We start from the raw sequence: 12,147 nt of genomic DNA on the forward strand, positions 1-12,147 counted from the left end.
CACGGTCCCACGGTGGTCAGTTTGGCTGCCACGTTCGGCCGAGGGGCCATGACCAATCATTGGCGTGACATCAGGCACGCCGATCTGATCCTCGTCAACGGCGCCAACCCGGCCGAGGCCCACCCAGTGGGCTTCCGCTGGCTCATGCGCGCCAAGCTCGACAGAGGCGCGAAGATCATCCATGCGGATCCGCGGTTCACGCGGACCTCAGCGGTGGCGGACACGTATGTCCGGATCCGGACCGGCACCGACGTGGCCTACTTCGGCGGCCTCATCAACTACGTCCTGACGAACCGGCTCTATCACGACGACTACGTCAGGTGGGCCACCAACGCCGGCTTCGTGGTCAAGGACGGGTACGCCTTCCAGGACGGCATGTTCAACGGCTTCGACCAGGAGCAGGGCGTCTACAACACCAAGCTGTGGGCGTACGAGACCGATGACGAGGGCCACGCCAGGATCGACCTCGACCACCCGCGCTCGGTGCTCAACCTGCTCCGCGCCCACTACCAGCGCTACGACCCGGACACCGTCGCCCGCATCACCGGCATCCCGCGCGAGCAGTTCCTCCAGGTGGCCAGGCAGGTCGGCGAGATGGGCCGCCCGGACAAGGTCATGACCATCGTGTACGCCGTCGGCCTCACCCACCACACCACCGGCGTGCAGCTCATCCGCTCGGGCGCCCTCCTGCAACTGCTGCTCGGCAACATGGGCCGCCCGGGCGGCGGCATGAACGCCGAACGCGGCCACGCCAACATCCAGGGCAACACCGACCACGCCATCTCCTGGGACATCCTGCCCGGCTACCTCCGCATCCCGGCCCCGGGCCAGGAGGACATCAACGCCTACCTGGGCGAGAGCGCCAGCGTCAAGCTGCACCCCAGGGCGGTGAACTTCTTCGGCGAGAACTACCGCCGCTACCTCGTCAGCCTCCTCAAGGCCTGGTACGGCGACGCCGCCACGAAGGACAACGAGTTCGCCTTCGACTACCTGCCCAAGCCCGCCGCCAACGCCTCCTGGATCTCGATCTTCGACCAGGCGCTGCGCGGCAAGATGCAGGGCATCATGTTGTCCGGGATGACCGCGACCAGCATCGGCCCCGACTCCAACCAGGTGCTCCAGGCCCTGACGAACCTCAAGTGGCTGTGCGTGATGGACCCGTTCGCCACCACCAGCTCCGAGTTCTGGCAGGCCCCCGGCATGGACCCGGCGAAGATCCAGACCGAGGTGTTCATGCTCCCGGCCACCCACTGGATCGAGAAGGACGGCTCGTTCACCAACAGCGGCCGCTGGGTGCAGTGGAAGGACCAGGTGCTGCCGCCAGAGGGCGAGGCCAGGCACGACCACTGGATACTCTCCGAGCTGTTCCTGCGGGTCAGGGACCTGTACGAGGCCCAGGGCGGGAAGTTCCCCGACCCGGTGCTGAAGATGGCGCTGCCGTACGCCAACCCGCGCAAACCCGAGCTGGACGAGATCGCGCAGGAGATCAACGGCCGCGACCTGCGGACCGGCAAACGGCTGGCCACGTTCGTCGACCTGAAGGACGACGGCACCACCAGTGCCGGCGACTGGATCTACACCGGCCACTACCCGGAGGAGGGCAACCTGGCCAAGCGGCGCGACGGCGTGCAGGACCCGGCCAAGAACGACCCCAGCGGCATGGGCTTCTACCCGAACTGGGCGTGGAGCTGGCCCGCCAACCGCCGCGTCCTCTACAACCGCGCCTCCGCCGACGAGAACGGCCGGCCATGGGACCCCTCGCGCCCCGGCATCGCCTGGGAGAACGGCAAGTGGGTGGGCGACGTGCCCGACTACCCGCCGACGACAGGGCCCGGCCCTGACGCGCCGCTGCCGTTCATCATGACCGGCGAGGGCGTGGGCCGGCTGTTCAGCAACGCGGTGGCGGACGGGCCGTTCCCCGAGCACTACGAGCCCATCGAGTCGCCCATCGCCAACCCGCTGCACCCGCAGGTGTCGGCGACGCCGGTGGCTTTCAGGTACGACGAGCGGGCCGGGCGGCCCAACCGGTTCGGCACGGTGGCCGACTATCCGTACGTGGCGACCTCGTACCGGCTGACCGAGCACGAGCACTACGTCACCCAGAACGTCGAGCACCTGGTCCAGCTGCAGCCGGAGGCGTTCGTCGAGGTGCCCGCCGCGCTGGCGCGCGAGAAGGGCATCTCGACGGGTGATCGCGTGCGGGTGTCGTCCCGGCGCGGCAAGCTCGAGGTGCGGGCGGTGGTGACCAGCCGGCTCGGGCCGCTCGACATCGACGGCCGCAGGGTCTACCAGATCGGCATCCCCATCCACTGGGGGTTCGTGGGCATCAACACCGGGCAGCACTGGCTGGCCAACGCCCTCACTCCGTTCGTGGGGGATGCGAGCGCGCGGACGCCGGAGTACAAGGCGTTCCTGGTGAACATCGAGAAGCTCTGATGTTCGCCAGGGACCGGGCACGGGCGGGGGCGCTGCGCGAGCGGTATCCGCACGCGGCCGAGGTGTTCGGGCTGTACCTGGCGCTGGTGGAGACGTGGGAGTCGGTGGGCGACCGCGTCCCGTCCGATGGGGCCGTGGAGTGGGCGCACGTGCACGTGCTGCCCCGCGTCATCGAGGCGACCGCCGCTCACGGCCCCCCGCTCCTGGCGGCCGCGGTCCGCATAGCCGTCGGCAACGGCCTCCTGGCCCCGGCTTCGGGCGCCGGTCCGCCCGCCGCTCTCAACGGGCCGCTCAGGACGGCCGGAGACTCGGGTGGCGGCCCGCTCGGGACGGCCAGGGGCTCGGGTGGCGGCCTGCTGGACGCCTGGCTCGCGGGCGAGGAGCTCGCGCCCGTCGAGCGCTATCTCGCGCGCGCCACGATGCGCGTCGTCCCGCTCTCCGCGCCGACCGGCCACGAGGCGGGGCGGCGCTGCCCCGCGTGTGGCGGAGCGCCGCAGCTCAGCTACCGCACCGCCGGCGACGACCCGCTCGTCAGCGGCCGCCGCATGTTGCACTGCGCCCGATGCGCCCACGAGTGGACCTTCTCCGCCACCACGTGCCCGCAATGCGGCGAAACAGGTAAGCGAACCGTCCACGCCGAAGCCGCGCCGTCCGGAAGCGAGGAACCGCGGGTCGGCCGGGGGACCGCCGCGGGCGACGCGCTGTTCCCGCACCTCAGGGCCGAATCGTGCGAGGCCTGCCGCGGCTACCTCATCGACGTCGACCTCGGCCGCGACCCCCACGCCGTACCGCACGTGGACGAGCTGGCCGCCGTGCCCATCGACCTGCACATGGCCGATCACGGCTACACCAAGATCACGCCCAATCTGATGGGGTTCTGAAGATGCCGCACATCACACCGGGCCAGGCGTACGGGTTCTTCACCGACACCAGCGTGTGCATCGGCTGCAAGGCCTGCGAAGTGGCCTGCAAGCAGTGGAACGAGCTGGAAGGCAACGAACCGTCGTTCCTGGACGGCTTCGACAACACCGGCAAGCTGGACGCCGAGAACTGGCGGCACGTGCAGTTCCACGACAACGTGCCCGACGAGAGCCTCACCCAGGGCAACGGCAAAGCGTGGCTGATGATGTCGGACGTCTGCAAACACTGCCAGCAGGCCAGCTGCATGGAGGTCTGCCCGACCAACGCGATCATCCGCACCGAGTTCGACAGCGTCTTCATCCAGCCCGACGTCTGCAATGGGTGCCGCAACTGCATCGCGGCCTGCCCGTACGACGTGATCGGCGCCAGCCACACCAACGGCATCGCACAGAAATGCACACTCTGCTACGACCGCCTCCAGAACGACATGACCCCCGCCTGCGCCAAGGCCTGCCCCACCGAGTCGATCAAGTTCGGCCCGGTCTCGGAGCTGCGCCAGACGGCCGCCAAACGCCTGGAGACCCTGCACGCCCAGGGCGTCACGGAGGCCCGCCTGTACGGCCACGACGAGAAGGTGTACGGCGGCCTGAACGCGTTCTTCCTGCTCATGGACCGGCCGGAGAAGTACGGCCTGCCGGACGAGCGCAACGCGGTGCTGCCCAGCCGCAACAACGTCGGCGGCTACCTGACCGCCGCGGTCACCGCGATCCTGGGCGTCCTCGGCGGCCTGATCGCGCTGCGCCGCCGCAAGGAGACCGTGACGGAGGCCGAGGGAGAGAGCGATGGATAGGAAGGCGGAGGCCGACCATGGATAACGTCCAGCACTTCGCCGGCCCACCCGACTGGCTGTGGTACATCCTGGCCTACTTCTTCCTCGCGGGCCTGTCCGGCGGCTCGTACGTCCTGGCCACCCTGCTCAGGCTCCGCAACGCCCCCGGCGACGAGCCGATGGCGAGGATCGGCTACTACATCGCGTTCCCGCCGATGCTCATCGCGCCGCTCCTGCTCGCCCTCGACCTCGGCCAGCCGTGGCGCTTCTGGCACATGATGTGGAACACCACCCCAGGCCACCCGGGGCTCAACTTCAAATATTGGTCGCCGATGTCGATCGGCTCCTGGGCGCTGGTCGTGTTCGGGGCGATCACCACGGTCTCCTTCGCCGCCTCGCTCGTCCGCGACGGCAAGCTCCGCCTCCCCCTGGTGACCTGGCTCGACAACCGCCCCTTCACCATCTTCGGATCGCTGTTCGGCCTGTTCATCGCCGGTTACACAGGCGTACTGCTGTCGGTGTCGAACCAGCCGGTGTGGAGCGACACCTGGGCCCTCGGCGGCCTCTTTCTCGCCTCCGGCCTGGCCGGCTCGGCCGCGCTGATGCTCCTGCTGGCCCGCTACCGCCCGGAGGCGCGCCCGAGCGCCGGGATGTTGTCGGTCTCCGAGCGGCTGTACGCGCTGCTGGAGTTGGCGCTGATCGTGGTGTTCGCGGTGACGTTGTTCGCGGCGGGCACGCAAGGCATCGTGTTCGGCCTGCCCTGGCTCGTGCTGTGGCTGGTCGCCCTCGCAGGCCTGGCCCCGGGCCTGTACGGCCTCGTCACCGAACGGCTGTCGGCGGACGGCGCGGCGGCCATGCGTCATTCGCTGGCCGTGCCCCTGCTGGTGCTGGCCGGCGTGCTGGCCCTGCGCGCCGCCGTCATCTTCAGCGTCCAGGTGTGATGACCAGCAGCACAGTCCCGAAAGCGCTCATGCCAGGTAGGTGTAAGGAACGCCGGGAGAGCTCGAGCCGCCGGCTGACACCATCGTGACCATGACCGTCCCAGACCCCGCGGACGGAGTGGCCACGATCTGGGTGTCGGAGACGATGGAGAACGGAGCGGGGGAGGCGCCGAAGAGCACACCGGTGACGTCGGTGAAGCCGGTCCCCACGATGGTGACGGAGTTACCACCGAAGGACGGTCCCTCACTCGGGTTCAGGCTCACGATCGTCGGGGCGGCGACATAGCTGTAGTGAACATCGCCCGCACTCGATCCGTCCGGCGTGGTCACGGTGATCGGGACAGTGCCGGAACCGCCGGGTGCGGTGGCGGTCACCTCGCTGTCGGAGACCACGGTGAAGCCGGACGCCACTGCTCCGAACCGTACCTGGGTGGCGCCGGCGAATCCCGACCCGGTGATCGTAGCGGTGTTGCCACCGGCGAGAGGGCCGCCGCTGGGCGCTATGCCGGTGACGACCGGCGCGGTTGTGGCGAAATAGCAGAACGGCGCCGGATTGCTGGTGCCTGCCGGGGTGGTGACCGTGACGAGGACGGGGGCCGGCCCGGTGGCCGGGGCTGTGGCGGTGAGCTGGCTGCCGGAGACGACGGTGAAGCTGGACGCCAGCGCTCCGAACCGTACCTGGGTAGCGCCCGTGAACCCACTGCCCGTGACCGTGACTGTGGTTCCGCCCGCTTCCGGACCCGTGTTCGGCGCCAGAGCGGTGATGATCGGGGCGGGTGCGTTCACGTAGGTGAACGGGACCGTTTGCGTGCTGGAGCCAGAGGAGCCGGTCACCGTCACATTGACCGTTCCTGCGCCTGGCGGGGAGATAGCGGTGATCTTGGTGCTGGAGACCAGCACAAAACCGGCGGCCTGTGTCCCGCCGAATCTCGCAGCGGAGGCCCCGCCGAACCCGCTTCCGGTGATGGTCACGCTCGTGCCACCCGCGAAAGAGCCCTGATGGGGAGTCACGCTGCTGACGACGGGGGCCATGGTCGTCACGTCCTCTCGGGAGCGTCCGGTTGAGCGCTGATGGACGTCGGGGCAGCGCCCTATCGCGTTGCCCCGACGGTTGAGTTTCCTCGCCGAGACTCAGGTGTAGGTGAAGGTGGCGGCGACGCTGTCCCCGCCTGGTGTGCTGACGATGACGTCCTGCGCGCCGGCGATGGGACCTGTGGGGGCGGTGGCCAGGATTTGCGTGTCGGAAATGGAGGTGAAGTCGGCGTCAACGCCGCCAAAGGTGACGCTGATGGTCGAGCCGGCGAATCCGGTGCCCGTGATGAGGACCTCGGTGCCCGCCGGGCCGGTGTCCGGGTCGAGATCTGTGATCACGGGATCGTCGTAGAGTGCCACGGCGTTGGCGATGGTGAACGTGCCGCCCGCTGTTCGCACCGAGGCGCTCCTGAGCTGGAACCATGGCGCGGCAGCGAGTTCGGCTATCGCTACGGGGGTCGCCGTGACTTGGGTGTCGCCGGTGGGAGGTGTGAGAGTCGCGGTCACGCCCGCGAACTGGACCTGGTTCGTCGTCAGCAGGCCCGTGCCGGTGAACGTGACAGCGGAGGGTGCGGTGGCCGAACCTTCGAACGGCGCGACCTCGGCGACGAACGGGGACCCGATGTAGTACAGCGGCAGCGAGCTGCTCGTGCCGCCGCCGGTGCCGCTGACGACGACACTGACGCCGACCGGCCCGCATCCGGCGGGAAGCGTGCACGTGGCCACTGTGCCGGTGTTCGTGGTGGGAGTGACGCCCTTGGCTCCCACCCTGATGGTGGCATTCACCGTGGTGCCGAGGCCGGTGCCGTTGACGGTGAGAATCTGGCCGTAGCTTCCCTGATTGGTGTTCTGCGGCGCGACGCTGATTGACGTGATGACTGGTGCCATTTGACTGATCTTTCTCTCGGACGGGGCTTCTATGAAAGATGCGCTATGAGAGGTTCTCCCTTCGGCTGGGCATGGCAGGATTCGCAGCGACGGGATGGGAAAATGTGAATCTCGCGGATCAGGCAGTCGGCAAATGGCGACAAGCGCGCCAGAAGATTCTCTTCTCGGCTGATCGAAGCCCAGATCTTCGAATGATCTGGAGTCGGTTCCATTACTTCGATCCGGACCGCTTGTTGACAGCTTTATTGAACACTCTCCGCAGATCCAAGTAAAGATTCGCAGAAAGAACTTTACCTATTGCATTGTGTGATGCCCTGCCGGTGGTGTAAGCGGCCATGACGCGGAGGCGGCTTCCTGAGCAAATACTCAAAAGGGATATCCAAGACAAAGGACTTGAGTCACCTTTGGGAACGTTGATCCCGATCCGGCCGTCAATCCAGAAACGTGCCAATTCATCGCCCGGAAGAGGCAAGCCTGCGCGCCGCGCCTCTCGGCGAAATGTCATGCATATGTAGAACCGAACCATGTGATCGTCGATATGGAGGTTCTCATGCTCTGGCTTCGACCGAGTGTGACCGGACATCGTCCTTCGATGCTGCCGGGACGACGTGATGCTCGGGGATGGTGGTCCCGTATCCGGGCGTCAGGGGCAGGGATGGCCGTAGCGATCGGGTTCACGGCACTGATGGCGGTCGCCGCCCCTGTGCCGGCTCCCGCTGAGCCCCGGGAATTCGTCTACGTGACCAATACGCTGTCGAACACCGTGTTGGTGATCGATGCCGCTACCAGCACTGTTGTCGCCACCATCGCCGTGGGAAACAACCCTCAGGAGGTCGCCGTCTCCCCCGACGGCACCCGCGCCTACGTGACCAACGGAGACTCGAATACCGTGTCGGTGATCGACACAGGTGCCCGCGCGGTCATCGCCACCATTCAAGTTGAAACCCTCCCCTGGGGGGTGGCGGTCTCTCCCCGCGGCGACCGCGTCTATGTGAGCAATGCGTCCTCGAACACCGTGTCGGTGATCGATACCGCCACCAATGCCGTCATCGCCACCATCCAGGTCGGCGACTTCCCCGTCGGGGTGACATTCACTCCGGATGGCACGCGTGTCTATGTGGGCAATGCGGGGCAATTCTCCACCCAGGTGTCGATGATCGACACCGCCACCTATGCCGTCACCGACATCCCGGTCGGACTGAATCCCGCCGGGGTGGACGTCACCTCCGATGGCACCCGTCTCTACGTGGTGAGTCGCGGGTCCGCGATCGTGTCGGTGATCCGCATCAGCGACAACACCCCCATCGCCATCATCCCGGTGGGCCTTGATCCTCAGCGAGTGGTGGTCAACCCGGCCGGCACCCTGGCCTACGTGACCGATTCGTCCTTGAACACGGTGTCGGTGATCCCCACCGCCGACTACACCGTCAGCAACACCGTACCGGTGGGCCTGAGTCCTGTCGGGGTGGCGATCTCAAGAAACGGCACCCGGGTCTACGCGGCCAACGGAGGATCGAACAGCATCTCGGTGATCGGCGCCGCCACGAATACCGTCATCAGAACGATCGCCGTCGGCGATTCACCCCTCGATGTGGCCGTGGGCGCGACCGGTGACGTGACGGGTGGCGTGACGGGTGGCGTGACCCGCGGCGACCGTCCGCGCAGCGTGGCCGGCCGGCAGACCGAGCAAGAAGGAGGCAGCACTTCGGACGGGTCCGGAAAGGGCAGGTCCAACCAGGACCAACACGACGTGTCGACTGCGGAGCAGGCAGGGCGCAACAGTGGGCAGGTCAAGGTGAAGGTCGATCATGAGAAGGCGACCAAGGGCAGGCGCAAGGCGCATCGCGGAGGCGGCCACCGAGCAGGTCGCTGCCTGAGGAGTAGGTGCGCGCCGCTGTGATCTTCAGCGTCCAGGCGTGACGGCGTCAGGGGGCGAGGACGGTTTTCACGTCCAGGTGGCGATGGACGAACCCGTGCCGCAACATGAGGTCGGCCACCCGCTGCAGCCCCTGCGGGTCCACGGCGGTGGGGTAAGCGCCCAGGGACGTCTGCGTGGCGGTCGCCGCGTCGATTTTCACGTACGTCGGCAGCACCGCCTCCACCTCTTTGCGGTCGCTCGAGGCGAGCCGCTGGGCCTTGGTAAAGGCACGCTGGAAGGCGGCCAGCGTCTGCGGGTTCTGCGTCACCCAGTCGTCGCTCGCCATCCAGCCACCCACCGGCCAGTCCGTGATCCGGCCCGCCATGGTGTCGGCGACCCTGCGCAGCTTGGCCCGCGACTCGCCGGAGGTGAGGAACGGCTCGGCCGCCCACGCCGCGTCCACGTGCCGCGCGGCGAGTTTGCTCGGCATCTCGGGGAAGGGCACCTCCACGAACAGGACGTCGCGCGCCTTCATGCCGGCATCCCGCAACATGGCGGTGATGATGAGCGTGCCCAGCCCGTTGAGGTTGTTGATTGCGATCTTCTTGCCCTTGAGGTCCTTCACCGATTCGATCTTCGCGCCGTCCCTGGCGACGAGGCCGAAGGAGTCCGGTCCGGCCTGGGACATGGCCCCGACGACCTTGAACGGCATGCCCCTGTCCCCGGTGAAGAACGTGGTGACGTAGTCGGTCTGCGCGAGATCCAGGGTGCCGGTCTGCAAGGGCGGCGCCGCCGCTCCACTGCCCGTCACGACCACCGGCTCGACGGTCAGCCCTTCCTGCGTGAAAAACCCCTTGTTCAGCGCGATGAACAGCGGCGCCACCTCGGCGGTCGGCACGATGCCCACCTTGATGGTGTCCTTCTCGAGCACCGGCTTCGGCGGCGGCGCGTCGTCGGCGGCACCGGAGCACGCCGCTGTCACGAGGACCAGGACCAGGGCGGCTAAGCCGCGGGTGACGCGTCGCATCGTGAGAGCTCCTCCGCGAGTCGGCAGTGCCAGCAGGGGAGCGTACCTGATGAAGATCGCTTCCGGGGGCGAAACATGTCGTTCTGCACGGCTAGGGTGCTCAGCGTCGAGCTGGACGCTCGGGCTCAATCCAGGTCGGAGATCTCGACCAGCTCGACCCGCCACGGCAGGTGTGCCTTGATCGTGTCCCAGCGACTCGCGTCGGCGGTCAGGACAGGCCAGTCCAAGTGGTAGGAGACCGCAACGACATGAGCGGCGGCCATGTCGGCGGGCTGTTCCATGCGCGCGACCACCTCGGCCAGCCGAGCGGCCTCGGTATGCGCCGCGATCGGATCCACATACACGTGCTCCAGGACCTCGACCACGCCGCGGACGACCAACCGCTGATCAGGCGACAGCACTGCCTCTGCGGCGGCGAGGGTGATGAACGGCACGCTGGTGCGCACGTGGGCGCGGTCGAAGGAGACGATGAGCCGGTGCAGCCCGATGTCCCGGCGGCCCAGCTCGATCAGAACGGTGTCGTCCAGCACATACCCGAACGGGGTCACCGGCCGGTCTCACGAGCTTGCAGGATCTGAATCGCCTTCTCGGTCTGCCGCTCAGCTTTGGCCATGGCCTCCGCGTCCTCTTCGGCCTTGGCGAGCACCTCGAGGTAGGCCAACCGGGCCTGTGTCTTGTTCGTCTCATACTGGTCGAGCAGGTCGGTCAGTACGGCGGCCAGCGTGGTGCCACGGCCCCGCTCGTCGGCGATGGCGTTCAGCCGGTCGCGCACCGTCTTCGGGACTTTGATGGTCGTCATATCTGAAGTCATACCAGGAGACTACCCGGTAGACCGAAGGTATGAATCTATGCCCTGCTACCGACCCTGATAGGTCTCGCGGGCGGACATGACGTCGGGCATGCGCCCCTCCACCCAGGTGATCAGCGGGATCAGATACTCGGCGGCCTCGCGGCCGAGCGCGGTGAGGCTGTATTCGACCCTGGGCGGGATCGTGTGCTCGGCCTCCCGCAGCACCATGCCGTCGCGTTCGAGGGCCTGGAGGGTCTGGGACAACATCTTCTCGCTGACGCCGTCGACGCGACGGCGCAGCGCGTTGAACCGGTAAGGCCCTTCGTGCAGGGCCGCCAGCGCCAGGATCGCCCAGCGACCCGTGATCGACTCCAGCACCGAGCGCGAGGTGCACCGGCGCGAGAAGACGTCGGCCACCAGATTCTCGAAGTCGTCCTCCATAGAGGTCAGCTTACGCGGTCGCAGCACTTTCTGATAGAAAGTGCTAACCGAACTGCCTGTACTGGGAGGAGAGTAACCATGATCGTGGTGACAGGGGCTAGCGGACACCTGGGCCGGCTGGTGATCGAGGAGCTGAAGAAGCGGGTTCCCGCCGAGCGGATCGTCGCGGCGGCGCGTACCCCCGAGAAGGCCGCCGACCTCGGCGTCGAGGTGCGCGAAGCCGACTACGACCGGCCGGAGACGCTGAAGGGCGCGCTGGGGGACGCCACCAGGGTCCTGCTCATCTCGGGCCTGGACGCCAACCGTGCGCAGCAGCACGCGGCCGTCGTGGACGCGGCCAAGGAGGCCGGGGCCGTGCTCGCCTACACCAGCGCGCCCAACGCCGACCTCACCGAGGCGGCCCTCGCCGCCGACCACAAGGCGACCGAGGCGTACATCAAGGCGTCCGGGGTGGCGTACACGTTGTTGCGCAACAACTGGTACCACGAAAACTACGAGCAGTCGATCACGATTGCTCCCCAGCTGGGCGCCGTGTACGGCGCCGCCGGCGACGGCAGGATCGCCGCGGCCTCGCGCGCGGACTACGCCGCCGGTGCGGCCGCCGTGCTGGCCGGTGAGGGCCATGAGGGCAAGGTGTACGAGCTGTCCGGCGACACCGCCTGGACACTCGCCGAGCTGGCCGCCGAGATCTCCGCGGTCACCGGCAAGGAGATCACCTACCAGGACCTGCCGAAGGACGACTACGCGGGCGTCCTGGCCGGCGCGGGCGTGCCGGCTCCGATGGCGGGGGTGCTGGCCGACGTGGACGTCCAGATCTCCCATGGCTGGCTCGCCCAGACGCCCGGCACCCTTCGTGAGCTCATCGGCCGCCCCACGCAGCCGATCGGCGAGTACGTCAGGACCCTGCTCGGCCGCTGATCACGCGACAGCGCAGCCTCCTCTTCGGCCTCGGCCGGCGCCTCCAGGCAGGCCGGCCGAGCGCTGGTCTTCTCCGTGTCGTGCCGGTCGAGCAGGTCGGCCGGCACGACCGCCGGGCCGGTGGTC

The 12,147-nt window shown here is 67.8% G+C and carries 12 protein-coding genes; 6 read left to right on the top strand and 6 right to left on the bottom strand.

The genetic code is table 11. The features are described from left to right. Nucleotides 1-12: 12 nt before the first annotated feature. Genes fdnG through nrfD form a run of 4 tightly spaced genes read left to right on the top strand, consistent with a single transcriptional unit; the run spans nucleotide 13 to nucleotide 5,067 of the window. Nucleotides 13-2,436 carry a formate dehydrogenase-N subunit alpha gene (fdnG, locus tag Q9G87_RS08975; protein ID WP_305915769.1) on the top strand — a complete coding sequence of 808 codons (2,424 nt, stop codon included), beginning with the start codon at nucleotides 13-15 and terminating at the stop codon, nucleotides 2,434-2,436. Continuing rightward, nucleotides 2,436-3,317, top strand: a complete 882-nt coding sequence (locus tag Q9G87_RS08980; protein ID WP_305915770.1) for a formate dehydrogenase accessory protein FdhE domain-containing protein — start codon at nucleotides 2,436-2,438, stop codon at nucleotides 3,315-3,317. Before fdnG ends, Q9G87_RS08980 begins: the two co-directional genes overlap by 1 nt. A 2-nt stretch (nucleotides 3,318-3,319) precedes the next feature. Then, a complete protein-coding gene (locus Q9G87_RS08985) occupies nucleotides 3,320-4,147 on the top strand; it encodes a 4Fe-4S dicluster domain-containing protein (RefSeq protein ID WP_305915771.1) in 828 nt (275 codons plus the stop codon). A 17-nt stretch (nucleotides 4,148-4,164) separates the two neighbouring features. Next, on the top strand, nucleotides 4,165-5,067 hold the full coding sequence (gene nrfD / locus Q9G87_RS08990; RefSeq protein WP_305915772.1) for an NrfD/PsrC family molybdoenzyme membrane anchor subunit: 903 nt from the start codon (nucleotides 4,165-4,167) through the stop codon (nucleotides 5,065-5,067). Nucleotides 5,068-5,094: 27 nt separating this feature from the next. Here the strand turns inward: nrfD and Q9G87_RS08995 are convergent, their stop codons facing one another. Both Q9G87_RS08995 and Q9G87_RS09000 read right to left on the bottom strand, forming a co-directional pair. Then, the gene (locus Q9G87_RS08995) at nucleotides 5,095-6,099 is read right to left on the bottom strand and encodes an IPT/TIG domain-containing protein (protein ID WP_305915773.1); all 1,005 of its coding nucleotides are present in this window, start codon (nucleotides 6,097-6,099) and stop codon (nucleotides 5,095-5,097) included. A 99-nt stretch (nucleotides 6,100-6,198) separates the two neighbouring features. Then, on the bottom strand, nucleotides 6,199-6,987 hold the full coding sequence (locus Q9G87_RS09000) for an IPT/TIG domain-containing protein (protein WP_305915774.1): 789 nt from the start codon (nucleotides 6,985-6,987) through the stop codon (nucleotides 6,199-6,201). Nucleotides 6,988-7,642: 655 nt separating this feature from the next. Between Q9G87_RS09000 and Q9G87_RS09005 the strand changes: the two genes are divergently transcribed. Beyond that, nucleotides 7,643-8,887: a beta-propeller fold lactonase family protein gene (locus Q9G87_RS09005; RefSeq protein WP_305915775.1), complete on the top strand. Its 1,245-nt coding sequence runs from the start codon at nucleotides 7,643-7,645 to the stop codon at nucleotides 8,885-8,887. A gap of 25 nt (nucleotides 8,888-8,912) precedes the next feature. Here Q9G87_RS09005 and Q9G87_RS09010 read toward each other — a convergent pair whose 3' ends face one another. The 4 genes from Q9G87_RS09010 to Q9G87_RS09025 all read right to left on the bottom strand — a co-directional run bounded on the left by Q9G87_RS09010 (nucleotide 8,913) and on the right by Q9G87_RS09025 (nucleotide 11,103). Beyond that, entirely contained in the window at nucleotides 8,913-9,872 is a 960-nt protein-coding gene (locus Q9G87_RS09010) for an ABC transporter substrate-binding protein (RefSeq protein WP_305915776.1), read from the bottom strand. A 125-nt stretch (nucleotides 9,873-9,997) separates the two neighbouring features. After that, entirely contained in the window at nucleotides 9,998-10,420 is a 423-nt protein-coding gene (locus Q9G87_RS09015; protein ID WP_305915777.1) for a hypothetical protein, read from the bottom strand. Then, entirely contained in the window at nucleotides 10,417-10,671 is a 255-nt protein-coding gene (locus Q9G87_RS09020) for a hypothetical protein (RefSeq protein ID WP_305915778.1), read from the bottom strand. The genes Q9G87_RS09015 and Q9G87_RS09020 overlap by 4 nt, the downstream gene beginning before the upstream one ends. A gap of 57 nt (nucleotides 10,672-10,728) precedes the next feature. Further along, nucleotides 10,729-11,103 (bottom strand): winged helix-turn-helix transcriptional regulator, encoded by a 375-nt coding sequence (locus tag Q9G87_RS09025; RefSeq protein ID WP_305915779.1) that lies wholly within the window; start codon nucleotides 11,101-11,103, stop codon nucleotides 10,729-10,731. 78 nt (nucleotides 11,104-11,181) lie between these two features. Between Q9G87_RS09025 and Q9G87_RS09030 the strand changes: the two genes are divergently transcribed. Next, nucleotides 11,182-12,021: an SDR family oxidoreductase gene (locus Q9G87_RS09030; protein WP_305915780.1), complete on the top strand. Its 840-nt coding sequence runs from the start codon at nucleotides 11,182-11,184 to the stop codon at nucleotides 12,019-12,021. Nucleotides 12,022-12,147 lie beyond the last annotated feature (126 nt).

It is taken from the genome of Nonomuraea turcica, assembly GCF_030718205.1.
Classification (GTDB): domain Bacteria; phylum Actinomycetota; class Actinomycetes; order Streptosporangiales; family Streptosporangiaceae; genus Nonomuraea.